Annotated in this window: 22 protein-coding genes, 2 tRNA genes, 2 pseudogenes and 1 CRISPR repeat array (1 of these 27 only partly in view); of the genes and pseudogenes, 13 read left to right on the top strand and 13 right to left on the bottom strand. The window is 61.0% G+C overall.

The features are described from left to right. Positions 1-660: direct repeats of the CRISPR family, unit length 36 nt; unit sequence GTTTGATTACCAGTCAGAACGACACCGCTCCAAAAC; it reaches 2,333 nt to the left of the window's first position. 55 nt (positions 661-715) lie between these two features. From csn2 to cas9, 4 genes are read right to left on the bottom strand one after another with little or no spacing between them, the layout of a single operon-like run. Beyond that, the gene (gene csn2, locus J2S71_RS07700) at positions 716-1,396 is read right to left on the bottom strand and encodes a type II-A CRISPR-associated protein Csn2 (protein WP_040650778.1); all 681 of its coding nucleotides are present in this window, start codon (positions 1,394-1,396) and stop codon (positions 716-718) included. Beyond that, positions 1,393-1,728, bottom strand: coding sequence for a CRISPR-associated endonuclease Cas2 (cas2, locus tag J2S71_RS07695; protein ID WP_198009539.1), 336 nt, complete (start codon positions 1,726-1,728; stop codon positions 1,393-1,395). Before cas2 ends, csn2 begins: the two co-directional genes overlap by 4 nt. After that, entirely contained in the window at positions 1,725-2,603 is an 879-nt protein-coding gene (gene cas1 / locus J2S71_RS07690; RefSeq protein WP_307390434.1) for a type II CRISPR-associated endonuclease Cas1, read from the bottom strand. Before cas1 ends, cas2 begins: the two co-directional genes overlap by 4 nt. After that, positions 2,593-6,780: a type II CRISPR RNA-guided endonuclease Cas9 gene (cas9, locus tag J2S71_RS07685; RefSeq protein WP_307390431.1), complete on the bottom strand. Its 4,188-nt coding sequence runs from the start codon at positions 6,778-6,780 to the stop codon at positions 2,593-2,595. Before cas9 ends, cas1 begins: the two co-directional genes overlap by 11 nt. A gap of 600 nt (positions 6,781-7,380) precedes the next feature. Between cas9 and J2S71_RS07680 the strand changes: the two genes are divergently transcribed. Continuing rightward, on the top strand, positions 7,381-7,575 hold the full coding sequence (locus J2S71_RS07680; protein ID WP_307390427.1) for a sigma factor: 195 nt from the start codon (positions 7,381-7,383) through the stop codon (positions 7,573-7,575). Between the two features lie 71 nt (positions 7,576-7,646). On the opposite strand, the gene J2S71_RS07675 is transcribed toward J2S71_RS07680, so the two are convergent. After that, positions 7,647-7,970, bottom strand: coding sequence for an ATP-binding protein (locus tag J2S71_RS07675; RefSeq protein WP_307390424.1), 324 nt, complete (start codon positions 7,968-7,970; stop codon positions 7,647-7,649). 86 nt (positions 7,971-8,056) lie between these two features. On the opposite strand from J2S71_RS07675, the pseudogene istA reads away from it, so the two are divergent. From istA to J2S71_RS07650, 5 genes and pseudogenes are all read left to right on the top strand, one after another. After that, a pseudogene (gene istA, locus J2S71_RS12325) lies at positions 8,057-9,205 on the top strand (IS21 family transposase); the annotation flags it as partial. 379 nt (positions 9,206-9,584) lie between these two features. After that, a complete protein-coding gene (locus J2S71_RS07665) occupies positions 9,585-10,349 on the top strand; it encodes an ATP-binding protein (RefSeq protein WP_307389105.1) in 765 nt (254 codons plus the stop codon). A gap of 1 nt (position 10,350) precedes the next feature. Next, positions 10,351-10,545, top strand: a complete 195-nt coding sequence (locus tag J2S71_RS07660) for a hypothetical protein (protein WP_307389107.1) — start codon at positions 10,351-10,353, stop codon at positions 10,543-10,545. Positions 10,546-10,696: 151 nt separating this feature from the next. After that, on the top strand, positions 10,697-12,286 hold the full coding sequence (locus J2S71_RS07655; protein ID WP_307387982.1) for an IS3 family transposase: 1,590 nt from the start codon (positions 10,697-10,699) through the stop codon (positions 12,284-12,286). Positions 12,287-12,456: 170 nt separating this feature from the next. After that, entirely contained in the window at positions 12,457-13,074 is a 618-nt protein-coding gene (locus J2S71_RS07650; protein WP_307390419.1) for a hypothetical protein, read from the top strand. A 463-nt stretch (positions 13,075-13,537) separates the two neighbouring features. Here the strand turns inward: J2S71_RS07650 and J2S71_RS07645 are convergent, their stop codons facing one another. Beyond that, entirely contained in the window at positions 13,538-13,768 is a 231-nt protein-coding gene (locus J2S71_RS07645; RefSeq protein ID WP_307390416.1) for a hypothetical protein, read from the bottom strand. Positions 13,769-13,926: 158 nt separating this feature from the next. Between J2S71_RS07645 and J2S71_RS07640 the strand changes: the two genes are divergently transcribed. From J2S71_RS07640 to J2S71_RS07615, 6 genes and pseudogenes are all read left to right on the top strand, one after another. Beyond that, complete coding sequence (locus J2S71_RS07640; protein WP_307390414.1) at positions 13,927-14,694, top strand: ATP-binding protein; 768 nt, start codon at positions 13,927-13,929, stop codon at positions 14,692-14,694. Positions 14,695-14,802: 108 nt separating this feature from the next. Then, positions 14,803-16,392, top strand: coding sequence for an IS3 family transposase (locus J2S71_RS07635; protein ID WP_307387982.1), 1,590 nt, complete (start codon positions 14,803-14,805; stop codon positions 16,390-16,392). Positions 16,393-16,468: 76 nt separating this feature from the next. Further along, positions 16,469-16,603, top strand: a pseudogene (locus J2S71_RS07630) (sigma factor-like helix-turn-helix DNA-binding protein); the annotation flags it as partial. Positions 16,604-16,637: 34 nt separating this feature from the next. Further along, on the top strand, positions 16,638-16,847 hold the full coding sequence (locus J2S71_RS07625; RefSeq protein ID WP_307392498.1) for a hypothetical protein: 210 nt from the start codon (positions 16,638-16,640) through the stop codon (positions 16,845-16,847). Between the two features lie 44 nt (positions 16,848-16,891). Beyond that, positions 16,892-17,185: a hypothetical protein gene (locus tag J2S71_RS07620; protein ID WP_307390412.1), complete on the top strand. Its 294-nt coding sequence runs from the start codon at positions 16,892-16,894 to the stop codon at positions 17,183-17,185. A 63-nt stretch (positions 17,186-17,248) separates the two neighbouring features. Continuing rightward, the gene (locus J2S71_RS07615) at positions 17,249-17,731 is read left to right on the top strand and encodes a hypothetical protein (RefSeq protein WP_307390409.1); all 483 of its coding nucleotides are present in this window, start codon (positions 17,249-17,251) and stop codon (positions 17,729-17,731) included. An 83-nt stretch (positions 17,732-17,814) separates the two neighbouring features. Here J2S71_RS07615 and J2S71_RS07610 read toward each other — a convergent pair whose 3' ends face one another. The 7 genes from J2S71_RS07610 to J2S71_RS07580 all read right to left on the bottom strand — a co-directional run bounded on the left by J2S71_RS07610 (position 17,815) and on the right by J2S71_RS07580 (position 23,947). Further along, positions 17,815-18,117: a hypothetical protein gene (locus tag J2S71_RS07610; protein WP_307390406.1), complete on the bottom strand. Its 303-nt coding sequence runs from the start codon at positions 18,115-18,117 to the stop codon at positions 17,815-17,817. Next, entirely contained in the window at positions 18,114-19,919 is a 1,806-nt protein-coding gene (locus J2S71_RS07605; RefSeq protein ID WP_307390404.1) for a hypothetical protein, read from the bottom strand. Before J2S71_RS07605 ends, J2S71_RS07610 begins: the two co-directional genes overlap by 4 nt. A 69-nt stretch (positions 19,920-19,988) precedes the next feature. Beyond that, positions 19,989-20,909: an AAA family ATPase gene (locus J2S71_RS07600; RefSeq protein WP_307390402.1), complete on the bottom strand. Its 921-nt coding sequence runs from the start codon at positions 20,907-20,909 to the stop codon at positions 19,989-19,991. Positions 20,910-20,931: 22 nt separating this feature from the next. Next, a complete protein-coding gene (locus J2S71_RS07595) occupies positions 20,932-21,945 on the bottom strand; it encodes a hypothetical protein (protein ID WP_307390400.1) in 1,014 nt (337 codons plus the stop codon). A gap of 150 nt (positions 21,946-22,095) precedes the next feature. Next, on the bottom strand, positions 22,096-23,580 hold the full coding sequence (locus tag J2S71_RS07590; protein WP_040651874.1) for a carbon starvation CstA family protein: 1,485 nt from the start codon (positions 23,578-23,580) through the stop codon (positions 22,096-22,098). A gap of 202 nt (positions 23,581-23,782) precedes the next feature. Beyond that, positions 23,783-23,858 (bottom strand) — tRNA-Lys (locus tag J2S71_RS07585). A gap of 13 nt (positions 23,859-23,871) precedes the next feature. After that, a tRNA-His gene (locus J2S71_RS07580) sits at positions 23,872-23,947 on the bottom strand. Positions 23,948-24,293: 346 nt separating this feature from the next. Here J2S71_RS07580 and J2S71_RS07575 point away from each other — a divergent pair. Then, positions 24,294-26,726 carry a VaFE repeat-containing surface-anchored protein gene (locus J2S71_RS07575; RefSeq protein ID WP_307390398.1) on the top strand — a complete coding sequence of 811 codons (2,433 nt, stop codon included), beginning with the start codon at positions 24,294-24,296 and terminating at the stop codon, positions 26,724-26,726. The last annotated feature ends 58 nt before the right edge of the window (positions 26,727-26,784 follow it).

Here is a 26,784-nt window from a genome sequence, read left to right as displayed (position 1 = left end):
CAAGCACCCGTTCACGCTATCGCGCTCAATAGTTTGATTACCAGTCAGAACGACACCGCTCCAAAACTCCCAACTCTTGTTAGGGATGTTGGCATCGGTTTGATTACCAGTCAGAACGACACCGCTCCAAAACTAGATGACCACCGTAAGGGACTCGTACTTAGTTTGATTACCAGTCAGAACGACACCGCTCCAAAACTAGAGAGTAGACTTACCTGCAGACTTACTAGTTTGATTACCAGTCAGAACGACACCGCTCCAAAACCCATGGTCTAGCCCTTCCCAGTATCTATCAGTTTGATTACCAGTCAGAACGACACCGCTCCAAAACTCTGGCGGAATCCTGCCGATGAATGTGTCAGTTTGATTACCAGTCAGAACGACACCGCTCCAAAACCCGATGCCACGGGCTACCCGAGGGCCCTCGTTTGATTACCAGTCAGAACGACACCGCTCCAAAACGCGTCCACGAACTCACGGACGCGGTCGATGGTTTGATTACCAGTCAGAACGACACCGCTCCAAAACATGTGACCCTTGATGAGCTGGCTGGAAGAAGTTTGATTACCAGTCAGAACGACACCGCTCCAAAACCACTGGGGGTGTGCAGGATTTGCACTTTGGGTTTGATTACCAGTCAGAACGACACCGCTCCAAAACTATTGAAGCGAAATCCCCTCTGCAAGGGACGGCCCTTCTGGCTAGTATCTATCACTCAACGTTCTATAAAGTCCAGGTCAATCACTCTTTTACTCTCGTGATCATAAATCATATCATCCGTCCATCTCTCGAGAAGAAGTACTGGAATATTCGTAAAAAAGACGTGCTCGAAGAACACTTCCAGCCCCCTTTTCGTTAGAAATGTCTTGAGATTGACAAACACGATGCACTGAGTTACACCAGCGTCAAGAGATAACGAAAGAAAATCTATGCAGCTATCAAGGACCGATTGCTGTGAACTGCGATCAACGCCAAAGCCAAACGCTTTAACGAATCTCTGCATGTCCCATTCTATTTCAAAATCATACTCAGCATGCATCGTCATGCCCAAAGACATGTACTTCGAGACAATGTCAGCCGCCGACTGTTCTATAGAGGTGCGCAGTGACTCATCTTCCATCAATGCAGCTTGGAATCTCTTTATCACTGTCCCAAGCAGAGGCTTGCTATTCCACGGCAGATTTAGAGGACTCTCGATGAAGATCATCGCATCCTTTGGCGAAAGTTCCTTGTCGTCATCCCAAAGTGTGTAGGGTTCAAGCGCCTGCCTCCCTTCACCTTCTCTCAGGGAAAGACATATGCGAGAGAACAGCTCGGCGTTCGCAATCTCCAGCGTTGTGCCCCTACCGGGTGGAATGTCCAGAGGGTCGTCAAGCCCTGAAAACGACAACCTCATATGATCAGAAGCTCTTCCATGGTATCTACCTCGTCATATGAACTTCGATTGCCCGTTATGTACTCCATAGTGGCAAATTGACTCTCGGTCACTCTAAGCACCTGAACCAAACCACTGGATGGACGGTTCTTCCTCAATCGCATCACAGCGGCACCAGCAGATCCATCGTTCGTAACGAGCTTCGCATAAACGGACTCCTGAAGCATTAGGTAGCCATCATGAAGAAGATACTTGCGAAAGAGGCGGTACTCCCTGCGCTGCGCAGCGGTATCGATTGGCAAGTCAAAGAAGACGATCAGCCTCATATAACGAATCCTCGCCTCCATGATCATACGATGTCGAAGGGCTCTATCTCGCTCGTCGCCAAACGTCTGCAAAGTGCGCTGAGACAATCTTGGACATAGAGCGAAATAACTGAGCTGACCTTATACTTTCCATCTCGATAGCAAATACTCACATTGAGTACGTCAGCAAGGAGACACCTTGTTTCCTTCGTAAAGTCGACCTCAACGTTATCGAAGACGAGTCGATCAACGATGGGCCGGAAGGGCTCCATGAGATCGCAAGCGAGATTGAACTTGTTGTACTCGCTCCTATGACAGATACCAAGCGGTGTAAGATAGCCGCGGGAGACGATTTCACAGCTCACAGCAGAAAGGATGACTGCATATCCGTAGTTCAAAGCGGCGTTTATGGGGCAATCAATATCACGCGAAAAGCCATTGCCGAAGAGTACGGGGAAGTAGAGGCGCGCGGCAGCAGCCTCACGATTGGTGGTATCCCCTGATCTAACTTCATCCACCATCCCTTCAATCTGGCCTGAAAATCCCTCTCGTCCTCGCAGCTCAAGCAACCTTGCTTGATGTGAAATTTTATCTTTTACCACATGCTGCCATACGCGCTTCTTGGATGGTTCACTCCATTCAAGCTGCTCTGCAATGCGCTTGCTCGTGTTGTGAGCACCATAGAGTGGCAAATACTGCCCTATTGGATTGCATTTCTCATCTGACACGACGAACGAAATCTTTGCCTTTGCTAATTCAGAGAGCAGATAGGCACTAATGAACGCTCTCGTTGACTGTAGCGTAACAGAAGAAATCTCCGAAAGGTGCACCTTTACTATCTCATCCTCCTTACGGACAACGAGATAGCCTCCCTTATAAGTACACTTGCAGGGGCTCTCAATAAGAATATTCCTAAAGGCCAATGTGCGTCCGCCTCTCAAACATACCCGTCACAGACTGGTCGATGATATTGACTTCACCTATGGGGGCATTGAGCTGCTTAAAGTAGGAAACCTGCATGCATCCCGCATATTTTGAGCTTCCCAATGCAGAAAGATCAGCCATGTTAATTGACCCGTTCGTAATGGCTATTAACTGAAGGACTACTTTCGCCTTGTCAGTTAGTGTCAGTTCATCAAACTTTGATAGATATTTGTCGAGCTTAAGCTGTGCATACAGTCGGTTACAGAGTTTGGGGCCGCGCTTTACCAGACTTGAGAAAAGCTCGTTTAAATCAGCAGATAGTTGCTCCTCATCTTCATCGTTCACAACCCCGATGAGGGATCCCACTTTAGCAATTTGAACGCAGCGTTCAATAAGGGTCTCTTCGTCTAGGGAAAATGCAAACTCTGTTGCATTGCGAACCTCTCGCACGCCAGTAATAATCAGTCTGTCGCCATTGAGTTCAAGCAGTTGCTTTTTTAGAATTCTTCGACGCACGATACGCACAAATGCGAGGTTAGCTTGTCCGGCAAGCTTGACAGCATAGCTTTCGAGCTGAGAGGGATCCTTTGCAATGTGCGCTGCAACTCTCACGGGTACCTGAGCAAACTGAAGAATATGCCGCTCATGCTTTAAATCACGTGCTTCGTAAATGAAGAAGTATGCGAACTGCTCTCGCGAATAACTTCCATATCTATCAGGATCAAGCCCTCTCTTGAGCGGAAGTGTCAATTTCTTTCCGCACTTTGGTGAATAGATTGTCTGATCCCAGAAAGTTCCAGTAGCTTCCACAGGCATGCGACTTATGAAGCATTGGCGGTAGTTAAGCACGCGACGAATTCCCTCGACTTCAGCTTCGGCATCCCAATCGTCCTTGAACACCTCGCCCGTCTCCTTATCAAAACCCGAGCTGAGGAAGCTATTGACAATAAAACCCTTCGTATGCGCAAGGTAGTGTGATTTCTTATACTCCCGCGCTTGCGCACGGGCATAGTCACGCATGATGTGTGCGAGTCCAATGGGGTTGTCATATACGCTGGGATGACGTTTCTGGATGAAGAGACCAACGCGACAGGCGAGGAAGGCATCATGCGCATGATGGAAATCATTGGCCTCACGGCACTTTACGAGACCGGCTGCATCGCGCAGATCGTGTGAGATATTGGCCTTCACAGGTACAATCCGAGCGCCTGGATACCTCGCCTCAAGCAGCGTCTGGACAAGCTTGACCATCTGACTAGTCTCGACAATCTGCCGCGCAACGAACCCCTTCATGGTCTTATCATCAATATGATCACGGAAGAGGTTCCTAAATTTCTTGTCACCTATCAGTTTTGCATTGTGCAGCATGCGCCAATATTTGCCCATCTTCCGTCTGATGGAGGAGTCGATCAGCAACGCGTCCGTCTTGTGTTGGTTCTCCTCCCGGTATACAAGCACCTTGTTCTCGAGGCTGTCGTCCTTTATGTATGAGCGCGGAATAATATGATCAACCTCGTATTTGCCAGTATGTAGTTCCTCAATTTTGATTGGTCGACCCGAATACATGCACTTTCCCCGTTGCATGAAGTACAGCGAGAGCCGTTCGTCCATGTTATTTGAATCCTTCTTGGTTAGTTCCTTCCAAAGCTGTGGATCATCTTTCTTAAATACCTCAAGCGCACTCTTGATTGCGTCATAGCGTCTCTTAGTGCGCTTGCCTTTCTTGCGTGGGTCATCCTCCTCACGTGTCACCTCAATGAAGATGTTGGCGGGCTCTTTCTTCGCAATGGAGACGATCTCATCCACAATACGTACAGCCTGGTTGATACTTCTCCGGATGGCGGGAGATCCGGGCAGGTCGTTTACATCCATAAGGCCATTGTTGTGCTCACTAAAATAGTCTCTATTGAAGTCATCAACGGCCTTCTGGAAGCCAAGGCCCTCGTCGCGGAGTACCTCCATAAAGACCATCGTACGAGAGCGCTGGCCATCATTCGGATTTCCCTCACGCAGCACGTCAATAATTGACTTGCGACCGGTATCCGTATCGACTTTAATGCCTGTGAGCAGCTTCTTCGACAGCCGACCCCAACCTGCGAAGCGCTTCTTACATATGACCTTTATCTGCTCGGTGGTCAGTCTATCACCGTATGCTTCCTCGATCTTCCGCCTGAGAATGTCCCTATCCTCAAACAGCGTGCTCCAAAGGATGATCTGCTCGATCATCGGATAGTCGGCCTCATCCAAACTGTCGGTTTTGAATACATCCTTGCAGAAGAATATGTATGAGCCAAGCTGTGACTCAAACCCATGCTCCCCTTGCCCACCATGTACACGAGCGCCCACAAAACTATCCTCGCGCTCCAACCAATCGGAGACCTTCTTGTATGTGACCTTACGAGTGCTTCTGAACAAGTCGCACATGATACGCTCGCGTTGGGCGGCATCAAAACGACGCTCATCGTCCTCGTCAATTGTCCAATGTGCACCGTTGAGTTCGTTGAGAGCGCAGAATTCCTCATAGAGTAAAGAGCACTTGGGAAGAACGGGTTCCCCCTGGAGGTAGGTGCAGTCGCCCGTCATGCGAATTATGAAGTCTTCAGCACTCTTGTCGCGGTCGATAATCTCTTCCCAGTTCCATGGGGTGATGACGGCGTGTTCCATGCCATCCCTGCGCGACGACCATGCAAAGCGTTCTTTACCGTCGTGGCCGACCGCGGCATTTTCCCTGGTAAGCGGACCCACATAGTAGGGAATTCTGAAGGACACGAGTGATTCAATCTTATCCTCTTCTGCCAGAAGGAAGGGATAGTGCTTCCCCTGGTTCTCGAGAATGGCATGTAGTTCCTCTAGGTGAAGCTGGTAGTAGATGCTCCCGTTATCGCTTGTCTTGAGCCTGCGAAGAAATCTCTGCTCGCCAAAGGCTACCATCAAGCCTTGGTAGCGCTCATCTTGCAGTGCATCCGTTCCCTTGAAGAGCTCCTTGACCGCCTTCTGGAAGTCGTCATAACTCAACTGGGTAGTACCAAGGTTATATCTGGTGTAACCCTGCGCCTTGTCTACAACGTAGTCGCTCGACCCCTCATACGTCTCCCCGCGGAAAAATGCATCGTATCTCTTCGACGCATATGTACGGGTAAGTTCCTTGAGCAGGTGCAAGTCCTCGCCATACCGATCGTACTTCTTAACCATATTGACCGAGATGGTCTGGCCAGGCGCGTAGGAAAGGAGCCCTTGCAAGATGTAGGCCGCGTACAACTCGCAAAGCGCCTGGAACAGTTCTACACTATCGTCCGGACAGGCATCGCGAACGACTTCAACATCATCGTCAGACGATAAATAGATTAATGTCTTCTCAGCAGGAAACTCACCGAAAATGTTCTTCATCTCGGCCTTGAGCCCGACGATTGCCTTAGCGATTGCCTCGTTGCACTGCCTACTCTGCTTTGCATCCCCACAATCGATGCCAGTTAGCTTGGCAATCTCCCTTACCTGGTCGCTGCGTCTTTTCTCACCATCAATCAGCACGTTGAGAATAGCGTTATCATTTCCCCCGCTTTTCCAAGCGCACTCATAGCCACGTTCCAAACACCAGTTGTTCAAAGCTAGTCGCAAATGCCCTACTGCCTCAGCAGGGTCTGCATTACGAGAACTTAGATTCTTGTTGTTCTCACGCAGGAAGTTGCCCCTATGTTTAACGATATTATGAACAGCAAGGTAGATAAGGCAAATGTCAGCCTTCTGATCCGTCTCTATCAGCCATTTGCGCAGGTGGTAGATAGTTGGAAAGCGCTTGTAATAATCCACCTCAGTAAAATCGGAATCGTTAAAGATTGGCCACTTGTAGTCTGCGTGCCCGTCCTCTCGATCCTCCACATGCAGACGCGACTGCCTAAGCCTAATGAAAAACTCTGAGTCGACTTTGTCAATTTCATCCTGGAATAGACTCTGCAGCAGGTCGAGTCGCCACCGCCTACGGACATAGCGACGTCGCTGCCCACGATGCGCACGTGCCTCTGCAGCAGTCTGCGCCGCATCAAAAAGCCTGCTGCCCAGAGTGGGCATACCCTTGAAGTGCGCGATGGCCCCCACCTTATCTGTAACTGCCCATCCGACGGAGTTGGTGCCCATATCCAGACCGATGTTGTACTCGTCTGTGGTATTGCGAAGATTCATGTGCTTCCCCTTCTCCATATGGTGCTACACTATCCCTGTTCTGAATTGCCAGTCAGAACGATACTGCGAGTCAAAATACGGCTTAGCCATACCTGCCCTTTCGGGCGCCGCGTAGGCGGTTTTTTACGACTGGCACGGTCCTCCTTGGAAAAACTTCAGGGAGGACTTTATCTAATTTAGCACTAGGGACGAATGCAAATAGTGAGATATCTTGTAGAATAGTGGCATGCTTGGTATCCCAGAGTCTCCGTTTCACCCCTAGGTATCTCACATAATGGCCTCCTCTCTCCATAACCTGTGGACGCCCACATGCCTAGCCTGCGTACAAGATAGCCCCCGTGCACGACAGCAATTAAAACAGTAGGCTATAGGGACGCTCGTCATCGGACCCCCACCCTCCTGCCTATCTATGCTCAAGCTTGGCATCTGTCCGTGCCATCACTCATGCGCGAATGCTCTATTGAAGAGGGCCGTACGAGATATGCCCCCAAGCGAAACTCGTCCTACTTCGTCCTACTTTTTATATGTTGTATGTCAACCTCTGCCGTCCCAGACGTGTTATCAGTGAGCGCTCGTAGGGCGAGGGAAAGAAGACGCGACATGCTCAGAGGAAGAGACCGCGAGAGGGAGGTGCAGAGGGAGGCACGCCGCCTGGTCGATACGTACGGGGACCTTGCGATGCGGCTTGCATACACCTATCTGGGCTCGCGACAGGACGCCGAGGACGTGAGCCAGGACGTCTTATGCAAGCTCATCGCCAGGCACACGCCGCTCAACTGTGTTTTGTCAAGATGAAGTGAGCAGAATGGTCACTGATTTCTGAGCAGTTCGTCCACCCGTCCCGAGCGGGATTTCTGAGCAGCCCTCTATTGCATGAGGGCGTGTCTGACGCGGTAGGACTCACCCTCGAACTCGGGCAGCCTGCCGTGGCGCGCGACGCGGCCTGTCACGGCCGCCGCCATCTGGTCGTCGCCGAAGACGGCGCCCCACCTGGAGGACTCGAGGTCGGTCGTGAGAACGACCGACTGCGCCCCGTGGGCCTCGGAGACCACCTGGAACGGCAGCCTCGCCCCGTCGGCGTCCGGCGGCAGGAGGCCCAGCCCGCCTGTGACCAGGAGCTCGGCCTTCCCGATCTGGGCGAGCTCGCGGCCGGGTGTGTTTGATAGCCTCTCAGTTGCGGGTTTGAGCACCGAAGTCTTTCGGGTCTGAGCACGAAAATCTTTCGCATGTGTGCATGGGCACGCCGACCACCCGTTGATGTGGCCTACCTTTGTCGATGCGTCCGTTTTCGACACGAGGAGGCCAAGAGAGGATGATCGGCGTGGACAAGATCGAGGACATCAGGAGGATGTGGAGGAGAGGCGTCTCGGTGGCTGACATCGCGCGAGCCGCCGGCGTGTCCGAGCCCACGGTGCGCAAGCACAGGGACATGGAGGACCTGTCGCCGGAGCCGCCCAGAAGGACGGGGGGCGAGAGCGAGCTGCTCGCGCCCTATGCCGGCACCATCGACAGGTGGCTCGCCGACGACGCCAGGCACTGGAGGAGGCAGCGCCACACGGCCGTGCGCGTGTACGTGCGTCTGAGGGACGAGGAGGGCTACGACGGGTCGTACTCGACTGTGCAGAGGTACGTGAGGAGGCGCCGCGGGGAGATGGCCCGCGAGGCGGACCAGAGGGACGCCCAGGGCTTCCTGCAGCTGGACTGGCTCGCCGGCGAGTGCCAGGTCGACTTCGGCCAGGCGGACTCCGGGGTGAGGGGCGCGCTCACGCGCGGCCACTGCCTCGCGGTGAGCTTCCCGCACCCCGACGTGGGCCTCACGCAGGTCTTCTGGGGCGAGGCCGCCGAGTGCGTGCGCGAGGGGCTCGCGGGCGTCCTCGCGTTCGTGGGCGGCGTGCCCGCGCGCGCGGTGCTCGACAACGCGACGGAGGTCGGCAGGAGGGTGTGCGGGGAGGTGCGCACCAGCGAGCTCTTCAGGCTGTTCGCCGCCCACTACGGGCTCGACCACGCCCTCGCCGACCCCTACTCGGGCAACGAGAAGGGCAACGTCGAGAACGAGGTCGGCTGCCACAGGCGCGACGCCTTCGTCCCGGTCCCGAGCTTCCACGACGTCAGGGCCTTCGACCGGCGCCTGCTCGCGGACTGCCTGGACATGAGCGACAAGCCCCACTACCGCCTCGGCACCCCCGAGCCCGAGCTGTTCGAGGAGGACAGGGCCGCCCTGCGCGAGCTGCCGCCCGCCGCCTTCTCGTGCGCGAGGTGGGAGGTCCGCAGGTGCAGCAGGCAGGGCGTGTTCACGATGGGCGGCGTCCACCGCTACTCCGCGGGCCCCGCCTACGCCCGCAGGGAGGCCAACGTCGCGCTCGGCGCCTTCGACGTCACGGTGGTCGACCAGGAGACCGGCGAGGTGGTCGCCACCTACGAGCGGGAGTGGGGCGACGCGCCAGCCGACTCGTCGGACCCCATGCTGCAGCTCAAGCTGCTGTGCATGAGGCCCGCCGGCTGGCGCGACGGCATCGTGAGGATGTCCCTGCCCGGCGAGCTCGTCGCACACCTGGACGGCGAGGACGCCCCGGGCCCGGGGCGCGACCTGCGCATCCTCAGGGACGAGGCCGGCGCCCACGGGTTCGCCAGCGCCGTCGAGGCCATGGCCGAGTCCCTGTCCGCGACGGGCGGCATAGACGCCGCGACCGTCGGCCTCTCCGCGGCGCGCATCGCCTCGGGGGAGGCGCGCCGCGAGTACGGCGAGGACGTCGACCTCGGGGCCTACGACCGCGCGTTCGGGCTGGTGGAGGGGGGCGCCGGCGATGCAGCCTGGCAGCAGGCAGAGGTCGGAGGCCGAGGGCCTCCTCCGCGCGTGCGCGCGTGCGCTCTTCATATCTTGCGACTCCATAGACGCGTTCCTCGGCAGGGCCACCCCGGGCCAGCTCGCCGCCTGCACGTCGCTGCTCGAGGACGAGCTGTCGCACAGGGAGCGCGCCAAGCGCGGGCGGCTCCTCAGGCAGGCGGGGTTCCCCGTCCCCGAGACGCTCGGGGGCTTCGACTGGCCCAACGTCAGGCTCCCAGACGGCTGGGGCGCCGACGAGATGCGCAGCCTCTCGTTCGTGGACGCAGCGGAGGACCTCGTGTTCTTCGGGAAGACGGGCAGGGGCAAGTCGCATGCCTCGATAGGCCTTGGCACGGCCGCCGTGGCCGCCGGCACCCCCGTGCGGTCCTACCAGACCGCGCGGCTGGTGCTCGCCCTCGGGAAGGCGAAGCGCGACGGCACGCTCGACAGGGTTCTCGCGGACGTCGCGAAGGCCCGGCTGGTGATCCTGGGCGAGTTCGGCCACGTGCCCTTCGACGTGGACGGCGCGCGGCCGCCCTGCCAGGTCATATCCGACAGCCACGAGTGCCGGAGCATCGTGTTCACCACCAACGTGGAGTTCTCCAGGTGGGGCACGGTCCTCGCGGGCGACGAGCTGGCCGCGGCGATCGTCGACAGGGTCGCGCGCCACGGCAGGCTCGTGGAGTTCGGCGGGCCCAGCCACAGGCTGGAGAACTCGCTGATGCTCGGGAAGGGAGGCGAGTGACGTGAGGGAGAAGCCCGGGGCGCGCCGCGCCTCGTGCCCCATCTGGGACCTCGACGACTGGGTGCTGGAGCACCACGACGTCGTGACGCTCTGCAGGGGCTTCGACTGCCCCGAGTGCGTCGCGGACCCGGAGGAGCTGGGGCCGACCGGGCCCCCTGCGCCGCCGGACCCCGGCGTCCGCGAGGTCCCGTTCTAGGAGGTTGCAAGGGTCGGCGGGTCCGTGCGCAAACCCGCAAAAGTTTCGTGCACGGACCCGAAAGAAATGCGTGCACATTCCCGAATGTGTTTGATAGCCTTCAATTTGCTGATTGGGGCCGGTACCGGAAATCCGTACCAAACGATGATGTTTGGAGGATGGCGTGTACTCCCTTGAGCAGAGGACAAGAGCGGTCGAGCTCTATATCAAGTATGGTTTTAAAGCCACGGCTACGATACGCGAGTTGGGATATCCAAGCCGGGCACAGCTTGTAGGATGGTATCGGGAATGGCAGGACAACGGAGGCGCGCTCAGGGGGCGCAACCTAGAACGCTACTCAGAAGGGCAAAGGCGGGCCGCCGTCAACCACTATCTGGAGCACGGCCGCTGCAACGCCTATACGAGACGCGAGCTGGGATACCCCGGAAGTACGCAAAAGCTCAGAGAGTGGATAGACGAGCTGGCACCTGGCGAGAGGCGGACAGCCGAGCCCAGGACGTTCACTCTCGAAGAGAAGCAGAAAGCCGTGACAGCGCTTGTCAGACGAGCCGGAAGCGCGCAACAGATCGCCGACGAGGTCGGCTCCACGCGTTGTACCCTCTACAAGTGGAAGCGAGAGCTATTGCCTGAGAAGGAGCCCCCGATGCCCGACACAAGCAACGCCGTCTCAAATGGCGCGTCCGACGCCGGAGCCGCCAGAGCGGCTCCCGTCACGCAGACAGAAATAGATGCCCTCGAGGCCAGGAAGGCCGAACTCGAGAAAGAGCTGCGCCAACTCGAGCTCAAGCGCGACATCCTGGAGGGCGCCCTCGAGATCCTGGGAAAAGGGACGGGCGCCGACCCGGCAAACGAGCTCACGAACAGGGAGAAGACTCTGCTGATTGAGTCGCTGCGCCCCAAATGGAGGCTGTGCGAGCTTCTCTCGGCGCTCGACATGGCCCGATCGAGCCACCAGTACCAACTCTCGGCCATCGCCGCCGGGGACAGGGACGCCGGGGCGCGGGAGCTGGTCTGCGCCGTCTTCAACGCCAACGACGGCGCCTACGGAAGGCGCCGCATCCACGACGAGCTCGAGGCACGAGGACATGTCATCGGCGAGCGCAGGATAGGGCGAATAATGGCTGAGGAGAAGCTCGAGGCGCACGGCAAGGCAAAGCCCGGGAAGGCCTACAGCTCCTACAAGGGCGAGGTCTCGGAACACCCCGGCAACAAGGTCTGCCAGGACTTCGAAGCCGGACTTCCCAACTTCCTATGGCTCACCGACGTCACGCAGCTCTCGATACCGGCCGGCAAGCTCTATCTGAGCCCGGTTTTGGACTGCTTCGACGGCGCCATCGTAAGCTGGACGACCTCGACCTCGCCCAACGCCGAGATGGCCAACTCCATGCTCAAGGCGGCTTTGGCCACTACGACAGACGAGGAGCGCCGCCATCTCGTGATCCATTCGGACTGCGGCTGCCACTACCGCTGGCCCGAGTGGATCTCCATCTGCGAGAAGGCCGGCATCATGCGCTCCATGTCGCGCAAGGGGTGCAGCCCTGACAACTCCCGCATGGAGGGCTTTTTCGGCACCATGAAGGTCGAGATGCTCTATGGCAGGGACTGGGCGGGCGTCACGTTGGATGAGCTCAAGGAGAGGATAGACGCCTATATAGAGCGTTACAACAAGACGAGGATCAAGCGCTCGCTGGGCTCGATGAGCCCCCTACAATACAGGCAGAGCTTGGGCCTCGCAGCCTAGCAGCAAGGTACGGAAAAGCGGTACCGGCCCCATTTGAGCGCGGAAAAGTTTCGGGTCCGGGCACGAGAAACTTCCGGCTTCGGGCATGGGCACGCCGACCGTCCGCAGTCGGCCCGACAATGTCGTTGCTTCGGTATTCGACAGAGGAGGGCCAGAGGGGAACGGTCGGCGTGGACAAGATAGAGGACATGCGCAAGAGGGCGAGAGGCGGAGAGCCGATGGCCTCGATCGCAAGGACGGTGGGCATCTCGGAGCCAACGGCGCGCAAGTACGCGAGGATGGAGGACCTCTCTCCCGAGCCGCCCAAAAGGCGCGAGCCGGCAAGCGAGGTGCTCGCGCCCTACGAGGCGACGATCGACGCATGGCTCGACGACGATTGCCGCAACTGGCGCAAGCAGCGCCACACCGCCACGCGCGTCTGCGTGAGGCTGCGCGAGGAGGAGGGCTACCCTGGGTCCTGTTCGACCGTGCAGCGTTACGTGAGGCGCCGGCGGGAGGAGACGGCCCGGGAGCGCGACCGCAGGGACGCCGCAGGGTACCTGCTGCTCGACTGGCCTCCCGGCGAGTGCCAGGTCGACTTCGGGGAAGCGGATTTCCGGGTGCGCGGCGTTACCACCCGGGGCAAGTGCCTCACCGTCGCCTTCCCGCACCCCGACGTGGGGCCCGCCCAGGTCTTCTGGGGCGAGACCTCCGAGTGCGTCTGCCAGGGGCCCGGGAACGTATTCGAGTTCGCGGGCGGCGTGCCCAGGCGCGCCGTCTTCGACAACGCCACCGAGGCGGGCAGGTGAGGCTCTCCGAGCCGTTCAGGCGCCTCTCCGCGCACTACGGGCTCGACCACGCCCTCGCCAACCCCTGCTCCGGAGACGGGAGGGGCAACGTCGAGAACGAGGTGGGGTGCCATCGCAGGAACGTCTTCGTGCCGGCCCCCTCCTTCCACGACGTCCGCTCGTCCGACGAGAGGCTGCTGGCGGACTGCCTCGACCCCGGCGAGGGCAAGCGCCACCACAGGCTCGGCACGCCGGAATCCGAGCTGTTCGAGGACGACAGGGAGGCGCTCTCGCCCCTGCCGCCGGCAGCGTTCTCGTGCGCCGGGTGGGAGACGAGGAAATGCAGCAAGCAGGGGACGTTCACCGTCGCCGGCGTGCACCGATGCGCGGCGGGCCCCGCCTACGCGCGCAGCGAGGTGGCCGTCGCGCTCGGCGCCTTCGACGTCACCGTGGTCGACGCCTCCACGGGCGAGGTCGTCGCCACCTACGAGCGCCGATGGGGCGACGCCCCGACGGACAGCTCCGACCCGACGCTGCAGCTCAGGCTCCTGTGCATGAGGCCGGCGGGCCGGGGGGACTCCAGCGTGAGGTCGTCTCTCCCCGAGGGCCTCGTCGCCTTCCCCGGCTCGGAGCAGCCCAAGGGCCTCGCCGCGGACCTCAGGGTCCTGCGCGACGAGAGCGCCCAGCGCGGCTGGTGCGCCGCGGTCGAGGGCATGGCCCGCTCGCTGAGGCTGGCCGGGGGCGTCGACCGCGCCTCGGTGGCGCCCTCGGCAGCGAGAGCGGCGGCGGGGGACGCGCGCGTCGGGTACGACGAGGCGGTCGACCTCGGCGTCTACGACGACGCCCCGAGGATGCTCGAGGGAGGTGGCCGCCATGCCGATGACGAGCTCGGAGCGCGGGGCGGCGCACTCGGCGCTGCGCGCTTCCGCCAGGGCGCTCTACATATCCAACGACGCCATAGACGGCTTCCTGTCGTCGGCGACCCCGGGCCAGGTCGCCGCGTGCACCGCGATGCCCGAGGCCGAGATCGCCCACAGGAGCCGAACCAAAAGGGAGCGCCTGCTGCGCCAGGCGCGCTTCCCGGTGCCGAAGTCGATCGACGGGTTCGACTGGTCGAACGTCGCCTTCCCCGAAGGGTGGGGGCGAGACGAGATGTGCTCGCTGGCGTTCGTGCGCGACGCCGGGGACCTGGTCTCCTGCGGCCAGACCGGCCGCGGCAAGACCCATGTGGCCACCGCACTCGGCATCGCCGCGACCTCGGCGGGGTACGCGGCGAGGTTCTTCCAGACCGCGCAGCTCGTGCCCCGGCTCGGCAGGGCGAGGCGCGAGGGCACGCCCGGCAGGCTGCTCGCGGACATCACCAAGGCGAGGCTGCTGGTCCTGGACGAGTTCGGCTACGTGCCCTTCGACGTGGACGGCGCGAGGCTGCCCTGCCAGGTGATATCGGAAAGCTACGAGAGGAGGAGCGTGATCTTCACCACCACCAACGTCGAGTCCGGCCGCTGGGGCACGGTGTTCGCCGACGACAGGCTTGCGGCGGCGATCGTCGACCGCGTCGCGCGCCACGGCAGGCTCGTCGGGTTCAAGGGCCCCAGCCACAGGCTCGGGGAGAGCCTCATGCTGGGCAAATCAGGAAGATAGGGCGTCGGCGTGCCCATGACGAAAGCCGAAAAAGTTAAGTGCTGAAACCCGAAAGAAGGTTGTGCTCAAAAGGGGCCGGTACCGGAAATCCGTACCAAACGATGATGTTTGGAGGATGGCGTGTACTCCCTTGAGCAGAGGACAAGAGCGGTCGAGCTCTATATCAAGTATGGTTTTAAAGCCACGGCTACGATACGCGAGTTGGGATATCCAAGCCGGGCACAGCTTGTAGGATGGTATCGGGAATGGCAGGACAACGGAGGCGCGCTCAGGGGGCGCAACCTAGAACGCTACTCAGAAGGGCAAAGGCGGGCCGCCGTCAACCACTATCTGGAGCACGGCCGCTGCAACGCCTATACGAGACGCGAGCTGGGATACCCCGGAAGTACGCAAAAGCTCAGAGAGTGGATAGACGAGCTGGCACCTGGCGAGAGGCGGACAGCCGAGCCCAGGACGTTCACTCTCGAAGAGAAGCAGAAAGCCGTGACAGCGCTTGTCAGACGAGCCGGAAGCGCGCAACAGATCGCCGACGAGGTCGGCTCCACGCGTTGTACCCTCTACAAGTGGAAGCGAGAGCTATTGCCTGAGAAGGAGCCCCCGATGCCCGACACAAGCAACGCCGTCTCAAATGGCGCGTCCGACGCCGGAGCCGCCAGAGCGGCTCCCGTCACGCAGACAGAAATAGATGCCCTCGAGGCCAGGAAGGCCGAACTCGAGAAAGAGCTGCGCCAACTCGAGCTCAAGCGCGACATCCTGGAGGGCGCCCTCGAGATCCTGGGAAAAGGGACGGGCGCCGACCCGGCAAACGAGCTCACGAACAGGGAGAAGACTCTGCTGATTGAGTCGCTGCGCCCCAAATGGAGGCTGTGCGAGCTTCTCTCGGCGCTCGACATGGCCCGATCGAGCCACCAGTACCAACTCTCGGCCATCGCCGCCGGGGACAGGGACGCCGGGGCGCGGGAGCTGGTCTGCGCCGTCTTCAACGCCAACGACGGCGCCTACGGAAGGCGCCGCATCCACGACGAGCTCGAGGCACGAGGACATGTCATCGGCGAGCGCAGGATAGGGCGAATAATGGCTGAGGAGAAGCTCGAGGCGCACGGCAAGGCAAAGCCCGGGAAGGCCTACAGCTCCTACAAGGGCGAGGTCTCGGAACACCCCGGCAACAAGGTCTGCCAGGACTTCGAAGCCGGACTTCCCAACTTCCTATGGCTCACCGACGTCACGCAGCTCTCGATACCGGCCGGCAAGCTCTATCTGAGCCCGGTTTTGGACTGCTTCGACGGCGCCATCGTAAGCTGGACGACCTCGACCTCGCCCAACGCCGAGATGGCCAACTCCATGCTCAAGGCGGCTTTGGCCACTACGACAGACGAGGAGCGCCGCCATCTCGTGATCCATTCGGACTGCGGCTGCCACTACCGCTGGCCCGAGTGGATCTCCATCTGCGAGAAGGCCGGCATCATGCGCTCCATGTCGCGCAAGGGGTGCAGCCCTGACAACTCCCGCATGGAGGGCTTTTTCGGCACCATGAAGGTCGAGATGCTCTATGGCAGGGACTGGGCGGGCGTCACGTTGGATGAGCTCAAGGAGAGGATAGACGCCTATATAGAGCGTTACAACAAGACGAGGATCAAGCGCTCGCTGGGCTCGATGAGCCCCCTACAATACAGGCAGAGCTTGGGCCTCGCAGCCTAGCAGCAAGGTACGGAAAAGCGGTACCGGCCCCAAATCGAAATTCCGGCTTGACTAAACACAAGGGCTTGTCACACGTGCCGTGATGGAGCTTCCTCCCCTCTATCGCGAGGTTATCTACCTGCACTATTACGAGGACATGAGCATCAGGGAAATCGCAGGCTCGATCGGCGCGAGCGAATGCGCGGTGGCCAAGAGGCTGAGCCGCGCCCGCACGGAGCTGCGATCCAGGCTGGAGGGAAAGAACGATGAGCAGCATGCAGACAAGGTATCAAGAGGAGATGTCAGGCGTCACGCTGTCCCCCGCGAGGCGGGATCAGATGGCACAGGCGATCGCCTCCGCCGCACTGAGTTCGAGGGCCAAGGGGCATGAGGGTCGTGTCGTCAAGCTGGGCCACGCCCGCAGGTGCTTGCGCCTTGCAGCTGCGGCCGTGGTGGCGGGAATCACCATCGTATAGTCGGGGCAGGCGGCTACGCCTATGCAAACGGGCAGCTGGTAAGCGTGGCAAGCGCCATCGACGACGTGTTCTTTGGGGCGACGACACCCACCGACGTGCAGGATAAGGTCGAACGCCCGGTTGCCGCCTCGATCACGAGCGACGGCATAACCATATCGGCGGATGCCATCATAGGAGATGAGGGAGACGAGTGCAACTACGTCGTGATCTACAGCATCAGGCGCACGGACGGCGAAGCGCTTGGAAAGGTCGACACAGATTCCCGAGGGACGATCACCCTTGACGGCAGATATCCGACCGCCGACTTCGACCAGAGCGTCGACGGTGCCAGAGGCTAGGGCGGTGGCATCTACTTCTACGATGCCGACCCCTCTGACAACGCCATCCAGATGGTCACCCAAATGACCACGGACATCAACGTGATTGGCGCCACCACCAGGGCCAGCTTCACGGGCATCAGCACGTCCGACAGCAGCTTCGGCTCCACCACGACCATCGCCACGGGCAACTGGAGCCTCAAGTTCAAGCTCAACTATCAGAGCGATGCGATAGCTCTCTCGCCTGCTGGGACCTTCGTGTTGGCGGGAACAAGTGGAAGCGTCCAGCGGGTAAGCGTCTCTCCCGTGGGCGTCTCGATAGACTACACCGTCAACGGGACCGAGCAGGCCCCTGCCAGCGGCAGGTGGTCGCCCGCCTACCTTGATCTGGGAACGATCACCATCAACATGAAGGACGACACCAGCTTTTCCATCCCCTGCGGCGCGGGCAGCTCACAGGAGGCGGACGGGAGGACCATATGCCAGACGGGCTCGTTCTTTGACCGCATCATAGACCCGTCTCAGGTTGCCTCGGTGAGCTTTGACGGCGTGACGGCAACGACGTAAGACATGCAGGTAGCGGAGCGGCTGACACGCAGTCACCGGAGCATATGCCAGGCGCCGACAGAACCGTGAACCCCGGACAACCGTCAGATCAGGCCCGTCTCCATGACCCTGCACCGAGGGCCCAACAGGTCCTTCGCCCGCCCCTCGTCCCTGGAGCGGACATCGATGCAGTAGAGGCGGTTGTCCGCCGCCCTGTCTCCCGCAAAGCGCTGGACGTCCACGAAGTTGCTGCCAAAGCTCGCCGTGTTCCTGGCCATCTCGGAGCTTCTCGTCTGGTGCCAGATCCCAGCCTGTGCGAGCTTCTTCGCGAACAGGTCCCTTTCCAGCATGTCGTGCGTCTTGTAGATCGTGACCTTGCGACCCGCGCCAAAGGGCATGCCCCTCATCTCCGCTCATCCCTCAGAACCAGCTCCATGAGGTCGCTGACGGCCTCGTCCAGCTGCTCTATCCTGTGAATCCTAACGCACTGCCTTTCGTATATGGTATGCAGGCTCTCCAGGTACAGGGTCGGCCCCAAAAACACAGCCGCCACCCTGACGCCCTGGTCGCGCAGCTCCCCCACGGCGTCCTTGGCATCCAGGACCGCGGCCCTTCCCTGGTAGCCCCGCGCGAGGATGGAGCTTCCATCGGATGCCATGCCCACAGAGTCATTGGGGGAGGCGTCCGTCAACACCAGCAGCAGGCGAAGCGCCGCGTCATCCTCATGCGGAAGGAGGCTGCCTGCCAGGCGCAGCCCAAGCCCGTCTCGGTTCCAGCCGCCAGCGAAGTAGTCGAAGATGCGATCACAGTCCTTGCTGTCGCGGTCCTTCAGGACCTGCAGGACCGTGTAGCCGCGAATCGACCGGAAGGTCTCGACCTGGACCGGCACCCGACAGGAGGAGAAGCTCTTGGCGATGACATAGGCCTCTGCGGCCAGTTGCTCCTGATAGTTCAGCCTCGATGCCGAGGCATCGAGCAGAAGGTCAACGGTGACGGAACGCTCCGTCTCCTCACCGGTGCGCAGGAACACCTTGGTGTCTCCCAGAACTGGCAGCCTCCACGCCACCGGGGCGTCAAGCGCCCCTCTTCGCCCCCTCTCGGGCAGAGCCCGCTCGGCACTGGAGAGCACCTCGTCAAGCCGTGCCGAGAGCCTCTTGATGGAGGAGGAGAGCAGGACCTTGTGCGCGTTTACCCATGCATGGTTGCGATCGGACTGCCGGAGGCAATCCCTGAGAACCCGCTCCCTGTCGCGCCTGTCGCTGGCACCGAGGGCCTTGTCCCTGTCGTCCCCGGCACGATTCAGGCTCCCCTCGACCCCATGCGCCATGGTGACCCCCTTGGTCACCCACAGCCGGCACTCCCCGTTCACGCCGACGCAGAGCTCGTTCTCCAGCCTTCTCAGATCCAGTTCCGGAATCGCACGCTCGCCGAGCGTCTGCCTGACGTAGGCGAGATCTGCCTCCATCCGGCGCAGGCTCCTCGCCCCCGCCGGATGTGCCAGCTGGGCGCTTCCCCCGACATCCCCCTCGCTGGTGCCACTGCGAACGATCAGCGTGTCCGTCACCTGCGTCTCCCGACGCAGCAGGCCCTTGAGAAGCCGGCTGCGCAGGCCCCGCACCCTGCTCTGGTGCAGGAACCCGGTCCCCTCGGGGGAGACCGTACAGTGGAAGTACTCCCTCAGTACCCGCGTCATGGAGGCAATCGCCGCGTCCGTGTCCAGGGACCCCGAAAACTCCAACGCCTTGGCAAGGGCCTGCTCACGGGGCGAGAGATGCTCGCCCCTCCTTCCCAGGACATGCGCCCATCTGGCCTGCTGCTGGTTGTAGACGGCCATGGACTGCAGCATCATCTGCTGCCTGGACAGCGTCTGCCTGCCCTTGAAGAACTCCTGCGCCCTGCGTGCGCGAAGGTCCGAGAGAACCGGGCGGCTGGCAAGCTCCTTCTCGTAGACGCAGTTCTCAATCCCAAGCCAGAACATGTCACAGAGCTCGTTGCCACGGCGAAGCCCGACCACGACGTTAAGGAACGCCGTCAGGCGATCGATGTCGAGCCAGCGGACGCAGAGGCCGATGACCATGTCGAAGTACAGGTCGGGACGCCCGTTCTCGAGAAAGGCCATGAAGGGTGGGTCGAAGTCGTAGCTTCCCGCGGCGTTCCATATGATGTTCTCCGCCCGACGCTGCATGCCGGCATAGTGCTTCTTGATCATCGCTTTTCCTCAGGGAAAGGACGGGTCACGGCCCGCTGGCCGCTGGTTCCTGCGCGGGACATCCCCCATCTATGCGAACAGGTCTGCGCCCCGTTGCGTGGGGTCTATCCTGGCGTCAATGACGTCTTGGACGAGCCCCCTCTCGTAGGGATCGAAGGTCTTGTTCGAGATGCACATGGCGAGGGCCGTGCCTGCCGTGACACCACGGCGCATCAGGTCCACGGCGTCCAAAAGCCCCCTCAGGTCCGCCGCCTTTCCCGACACCTCGGCGCTCGTCGCCTTGCGATCGAGTTCGAAGAAGAGCGCAACGAACTGCGAGCGCGCCTCAGGCCTCAGGTCGGGGAAGCCCTCCCCGAAGAGGCGGTCGAGGTCACCCTCGGAGATGAGGGGCATGTCCAGCACCACGAAGCGCGAGGCCAGGGCCTCGTTGAGCTCCCGGGTGCCGGCGTAGTCGTAGTTCATGGTCGCGATGAAGCGCGCGCGCGGATCGAGCCTGACCATGTCGTAGCCCGGGACGTCCAGAACCCTCCTGAAGTCCAGAACGGAGTGCAGCACCGCCATGGCCTCGTTACGGGCCATGTTGATCTCATCGAACACGCCAAAGCCCCCGTGCCGCGCGCACAGTGTCACGGGGCCGGGACGAAACACCACGCGCTGGCCGTCGTACGTGTCCGTGCCCACGAGAGAGGCGGCATCCGCCCCGATGTGGAAGGAGATGTTCCACACCGGCCTACCGAAGGCCTGGGCGAGGCTCTCCGCCAGCACGTTCTTTCCCGTCGCCTTGGGGCCGGCAAGCAAGAGGTTCTTGCCACAGAGGACGGCCGCTATCGCACGCTCCCACACCTCCGTTCCCAGGTAGTACTGGCCCAGGCGGGGGACACGACCCGCCAGCTCCTCGGAGACGTCCCCCTCCTGGCGAAATGCCCTGATGCCATCGAGAAGCTCGCCCTGGACTCCCTCAGACTGCAAGAATTCGAGTATCTTGCGCATACGCTCACCCCTCTGAAGCAGCCTAATGGTAGCCCATGACCATGAACATCGGCTTCACCGCCACGATCTCGTCGTATTCCCGCTGGGTCACCGTCTGCGTGTGGTCGAGCCGCCTCAGCTCCTGCTTCATCGCCTCGAACGCCTCCCCGACGTCCCTGGCCCTGCCCTCGCGAATGATGCGTATCATGCGCTCGAGCACGATGGGATGGGCGTAGGCCACGGGAAGCGGAAACGAGGGGTAGCCACTGACGTATTCCCGGGCCTCGGCCACCGCCTTGTCCCACTCGGCCTGCACGGTCCTCCTGTTGTGCCGCACGGTGGGCACCACCCCTGACGCCAACGTAAAGAGCGCAAAGGCGACGCCAAACAGCAGGAGGTAGACGGACCAGCCGCGGTCGCCCGACACGAGGCCGAGGATGCCGGCCGTGACCGCAACGAGCGCTCCGATGAGAATCGAGAGGGCAAGGACCATGTTCGACCGCTTCACGCCATCCACGGAGCGCTTCCTCCTCGCCGCGGCAGAGAGATGCTCGCCAATCTCAGGTCTCTGGTCAAGGAAGCGTTTGGCACGTCTCAGGTCATCCACCGCAGCGCTCGCCTCGGCCGAGAGATGCCTGACATAACGGGCCTCCTCCTCCCGTTCAGCCTCCCGCAGCCTCCTCTCGGCGTCCTTGGAGTGCACGGGAATCTTGGGATGCCTCTCCTGCATGATCGCGAGGAACCTGTCCACCTGATCCTCGTGCTTGAAGTTGCACTGCTTCTCGCGCCCGTCCGAGAGCTCCACGACCAGGTAGGGCAGGGAGCCAAATATCCCCTTGCCCGAGAAGCCGCCCCTGCTCATCGCGATACGCTTGAAGCACCTCCGCAGGTCCTCGAAGGGAACGTAGTAGCGTCTGCTGAAATAGAAGCTGTTCAGGTAGAGGGCCCGATGCCCGATGCCACAGGGGCCGACCTTCTGGCACCCCCTGAGGTCCTCTGCCAGCGTCTGTGGGTCCAGCGTCGTATGTCCCAGTGCCTTGGGCGCACCTAGCATCATGCCTCGCGTCCCTCCACGTCCAACTGCCACGTACCTTTATGAAGAAACGGGGCGGACCATGCCTCCGTGAACATGGACCGCCCCGCCTAGCCTATGCCGTTGCCTGGGCCCTGCCTCCTTGGCCCCGGACGCTCCCACGTCTGAGCATGCCTATGCCACAGTCGCCTCACGCTTGTGCGTCGCTCTCCAGAACAGCCCGAAGAAGAGAAGTGCGACGATGACGCCGACCGGATAGGCAACCGCCGTGTTGTTCGCCAGCGCAGGAATCATGCCCAGGCACTCGGGAGCCATGCAAAAGTATGTTGCGGAGACCGCGCTCATGAAGATCGCAGGGACCACGCAGATCCAGAAGTTCTTCCTCTCCTTGAGGAGGTACACCGCTCCGGCCCACAGGACGATCATAGCTAGCGTCTGATTCGTCCAGGAGAAGTAGCGCCAGATGACGGTGTAGGAGAGGAACCCCAGCGTGTTGCCAAAGCCGAGGAACGCCCCTACGCCCAGGACGGGGATGCAGAGCTTCAGACGGTCGACCATCCTCTCCTGGTCGAGCTTGAGCCAGTCGGCAAGCGTGAGCCTCGCGCTCCTGAAGGCCGTGTCGCCGGAGGTGATGGGGCACACCACGACGCCGAGCATGGCTAGGATGACACCGACGCTGCCCATGGTCCTGATGCAGACGTCGTAGATGGCTGCGGACTGGCCGCTCTTGAGCACCTCGGCGAGGCCCATGTTGAGACCGCCAGTCACCTCGTAGAGCGAGCATCCCGCCGCCGCCCACACCAAGGCGATGACGCCCTCGGCCACCATGGCGCCGTAGAACACGAAGCGGCCTTGACGTTCGCTCTTCATGCAGCGTGCCATCAGCGGGGCCTGCGTGGAGTGGAATCCCGAGATGGCGCCACAGGCGACCGTTATGAACATGAAGGACCAGACCGGCGTGGCCTCTGGATGCATGCTGTAGAGGTGATCCCAGATCTCGGGAGTCGCGTAGCCATTGAGGGGCATGCCAATGGCAACGCCGATGGCCATCAGGATCAGGCAGATGCCGAACGCCGGGTAGATCCTGCCGATGATCTTGTCGATGGAGATGAAGGTCGCAACGAAGTAGTAGGCGAGGATGATGGCAAGCCAGGTGGTGGTGGCGGAGAACGCACCAGCGGCGCCCGTGCCCTGGGGATCGACCATCTCGACGAGCAGACCGGCGGGCCCGACCGCGAAGACCGTGCCGACCATGACCAGCAGCACGACCGAGAAGACGCGCATGATGTTCTTCATGGTGAGACCGAGGTACGTGCCCGTCACCTCGGAGATCGACTGGCCGTTGTTGCGCTCGGAGAGCATGCCGGATATGTAGTCGTGGACGCCGCCGGCAAAGAGCGTGCCAAAGGTGATCCAAAGGAACACGATGGGACCCCACAGCGCGCCCTGCATGGCACCGAAGATCGGTCCCAGGCCCGCGATGTTGAGGAGCTCGACCAAGAAGAGCTTCCACTGCGGCATGACGACGTAATCGACACCATCGTTGATCGTGACGGCAGGCGTGTCTCGATCATCGGGACCAAGCACGTTGTCCACAAACCTACCATAGGTGAAGTACCCCACGACAAGCACCACGAGGCATACGACAAAGCTAATCATTGCGCCGCTCCCCCCAGACATGAGACAGTACATGCACATGTGCCTTTTTGTGCAGTTCCACTATAACCCTTTGCGCACCGACCTTTGGATGCTGGAGGGAACCGAGATCCGATAAATTCTGTCGGCGGACGCAGACCTAACGGCAAGGCATGCCACAAAAAGGGAAAAGGCCAGACTACACCGTCCGGCCTCGAAGATGCGATGGTGGGTCGTGAGGGGGTCGAACCCTCGACCTTGGGATTAAGAGTCCCCTGCTCTGCCATCTGAGCTAACGACCCGTCGACGTTGAAATGGGGTGGGTAGAGGGGCTCGAACCCTCGACCTACGGAGCCACGGTCCGTCGCTCTGCCAACTGAGCTACACCCACCATACGCCCACCTCGTAACGCGTTTGACTATGATGCCCAATCCACCCGCACTATGCAAGGGTCATTCTCAAATTTCTTGCAACGCATGCATGGGGCACGGGGCATGCCACGTGCCGCGCAACCATGCCAACTGGCCCATCTCACGCCGCAGACAGCTGCAAGTCACTTGCTATCTGCAAGAACGACGCCCGCAGCTCACTGATAACCACAGGGATTCTCTTCCCCTGGACCCCCTGCGGGGCCAACAATGCTCCCCACGCCATGGCTGCCCATACGGCAACCTCCACATCGCGAGAAGGGGCACGAGATGCGAACAACACGAGTCACACGACCACGGACGGACCGTATGAAGGCAGTGGCAATTCTGGCCATGTCGCTGCTCATCCTGCTTGGCGTGCTGGCACTGGGTGCCACCATCGCCCGTGCCAGCGAGGCGGAAGACCCCAACAACCCCTTTGTCTCGGGCGGCTACTATGGCCGCACCTACACCTTGACGAGCGACGATGCGGGAAACGCAACTACGGGACGCGTGGAGGAGGTGGGGTGGCGCGCCTGGTGCATCGAACCCGACTCCAAGCATCTCCAGGGCACGGCAACGGGCGTGCCCCTCGAAGGATCGCCCAAGAATGGCGGTGGCACCTGGACCACCAGGGACGTGCGCCGCGCCGCACTGGGCATCTCGTACATCGACCAGGCACTGGGGGCAGACAAGATATGGGACTACGCCAGCCGACGCTACACCCAGGCGTGGGTATGTTGCGTCTCGGACGGACCAGACCATGTGGGAGACGACGGTAAGACCTCGCTGCGCTCCTACATGGACACGCTGCTCCCCCAGCGCTTTGGACTCTCGCTTTCCTATGACGAGGTCAACGACTACGTGAGTGACCACATGAATGATCCGGTCTCCACCTATGGCATTCGCTTTGCCAAGACGGACGGCACGCAGGAGAGCGCGCAGTTCTGGACGGTTCGCAACGGCACGCTCCGTCTCGTCAAGGCTTCCGCACTGCCAGCCCTCACGGATGACAACGCCAGCTACAGCGTCAAGGATGCCGAATATGGCATCTATCGTGACGAGGGCTGCGCACAGCAGGTGGCCACACTCGTCCTTGACGCCCATGGCGTCAGCGACGAGGCAACCTTGGCCCCGGGACGCTACTACGTGCGCGAGACAAAGGCGCCGACCGGCTACCACGAGGACGGCACCACCTATGCCGTCGATGTCACGGAGGATGCAACGACCCTGGTCAACGGCAGGCAGGGTGTGACAGACGCGCCCCTGTATGCCACGGGGGCTCTGCGCATACACAAGCATGACGCCGAGACGGACGCCGCGCTGCCCCTGGGTGGCGCACGCCTCGACGGCGCAGAATTCACCATCGAGTACCACGGTACCACAGGCGCAGGCGACGCGCCCCTGCGCACGTGGGTGATGCACACCAACAAGGAGGGCATAGCGGACCTCACGGATGCGGACAGCCTGATGAGGGGGGAGCCCTACCGGGACGACTCGGGAGCCTGCATACTCCCTCTCGGCACCTACACCATCCGAGAGACCAAGGCTCCCGAGGGCTACCTCATGCTCGATGAGCCCATCCAGGCCGAGGTCGTGCAGGATGGGGGTACGGCGACCTTTCGTCTCGTCGGCACCCCAACGGGCACGGCGACGACCGACGTCACCTGCGTCGATCAGGTGGCGCGGCAGGACCTGCGCTTCCAGAAGGTTGCAGCAGACAGTCAGGCGCCACTTGCGAACGTCCCCTTCCTCATCACCGCGCAGGCATGGCCGGACGGTGGGACGTCCGAGTCGCATGTCATCGTGACCGACGCCAAGGGCCAGTTTGACAGCGCCACCTTTGCCCAGGGTACGCGCGACAACGCCAATGACGAGGCGGTGTCAGGCCTCACGTACTCGACGGACGACCAGGGGAACGTCGTTGCCGACCTCTCACAGCTGTCCCTGGACGAAAACAGGCTCGATGGCATGCGGGGCCTCTGGTTTGCAGGCGACGCGAACGCCCCGGACACAGAGAGGGAGGGGCTTGCCGCCCTCCCCTACGGCAGCTACACGGTGCAGGAGCTGCCCGCGTCATCAAACGAGGGGTACCAGCTCGTCACCTTCACAATCGATGTCAAACCGGATGCAAGCGGCCACAACACCGCCGTCGACCTTGGCTCCATCACGGACGAGGAGGCTCCCCACATAGAGACCGAAGCCATCGCGACAGATGGTGGCAAGGTGATCGACCCGCTGGCATCCGTCACCATCACGGACACCGTCAGCTATCGCGGCCTCACTCCGGGCACGGCCTATCATCTCGACGGAACGCTCATGGACGCCTCCACGGGAGCGCCCCTCACGGATGCCCAGGGAAACGAGGTCCATGCCAGCACGGACTTCACACCCATGGAGCACACGGGCAGCGTCGATGTCACGTTCACGTTTGATGGCTCCTCCCTCAAACAGGGATCACGCGTGGTCGTGTACGAGAACCTCTCGCTCTCGCAGGACGACACGGAGGTGGCGGCGCACGCGGACATCGATGACGAGGGACAGTCGGTGCGGGTACGCGAGCAGCCGACGACCCCCGCGGGCATCCTTCCCCAGACGGGCGTGACGCCTCGGGGCATCGCCCTCATCGGCATCGGGTGCGCGGTGCTCGCCGTGGCCGGCGCACGGCTTGCCCACGTGAACACGCAGCGCACCCATGTTGCGCCCCGTCGCGGGCATCGACTCCTGATGGACGTTCGTGGAGGGCGCTGGGGTGAACGCTAGCGTGGGCCGCCGACGCACCGCACTCGTACTGATCATGTGTCTGGGAGCATGCTGCGCC

The sequence above is a fragment of the Olsenella profusa DSM 13989 genome (assembly GCF_030811115.1).
GTDB classification, from domain to species: domain Bacteria; phylum Actinomycetota; class Coriobacteriia; order Coriobacteriales; family Atopobiaceae; genus Olsenella_F; species Olsenella_F profusa.
This window is presented reverse-complemented; position numbering and strand designations above follow the sequence as displayed.

Excerpts from the sequence above, each read along its gene's own strand:
- csn2 (WP_040650778.1), bottom strand. The coding sequence starts at position 1,396 with ATGAGGTTGTCGTTTTCAGGGCTTGACGACCCTCTGGACATTCCACCC.
- cas2 (WP_198009539.1), bottom strand. The coding sequence starts at position 1,728 with ATGATCATGGAGGCGAGGATTCGTTATATGAGGCTGATCGTCTTCTTT.
- cas9 (WP_307390431.1), bottom strand. The coding sequence starts at position 6,780 with ATGAATCTTCGCAATACCACAGACGAGTACAACATCGGTCTGGATATG.
- J2S71_RS07680 (WP_307390427.1), top strand. The coding sequence starts at position 7,381 with ATGCTCAGAGGAAGAGACCGCGAGAGGGAGGTGCAGAGGGAGGCACGC.
- J2S71_RS07665 (WP_307389105.1), top strand. The coding sequence starts at position 9,585 with ATGCAGCCTGGCAGCAGGCAGAGGTCGGAGGCCGAGGGCCTCCTCCGC.
- J2S71_RS07645 (WP_307390416.1), bottom strand. The coding sequence starts at position 13,768 with ATGCCCTCGACCGCGGCGCACCAGCCGCGCTGGGCGCTCTCGTCGCGC.
- J2S71_RS07640 (WP_307390414.1), top strand. The coding sequence starts at position 13,927 with ATGCCGATGACGAGCTCGGAGCGCGGGGCGGCGCACTCGGCGCTGCGC.
- J2S71_RS07625 (WP_307392498.1), top strand. The coding sequence starts at position 16,638 with ATGAGCAGCATGCAGACAAGGTATCAAGAGGAGATGTCAGGCGTCACG.
- J2S71_RS07615 (WP_307390409.1), top strand. The coding sequence starts at position 17,249 with ATGACCACGGACATCAACGTGATTGGCGCCACCACCAGGGCCAGCTTC.
- J2S71_RS07610 (WP_307390406.1), bottom strand. The coding sequence starts at position 18,117 with ATGAGGGGCATGCCCTTTGGCGCGGGTCGCAAGGTCACGATCTACAAG.
- J2S71_RS07605 (WP_307390404.1), bottom strand. The coding sequence starts at position 19,919 with ATGATCAAGAAGCACTATGCCGGCATGCAGCGTCGGGCGGAGAACATC.
- J2S71_RS07600 (WP_307390402.1), bottom strand. The coding sequence starts at position 20,909 with ATGCGCAAGATACTCGAATTCTTGCAGTCTGAGGGAGTCCAGGGCGAG.
- J2S71_RS07595 (WP_307390400.1), bottom strand. The coding sequence starts at position 21,945 with ATGATGCTAGGTGCGCCCAAGGCACTGGGACATACGACGCTGGACCCA.
- J2S71_RS07590 (WP_040651874.1), bottom strand. The coding sequence starts at position 23,580 with ATGATTAGCTTTGTCGTATGCCTCGTGGTGCTTGTCGTGGGGTACTTC.
- J2S71_RS07575 (WP_307390398.1), top strand. The coding sequence starts at position 24,294 with ATGAAGGCAGTGGCAATTCTGGCCATGTCGCTGCTCATCCTGCTTGGC.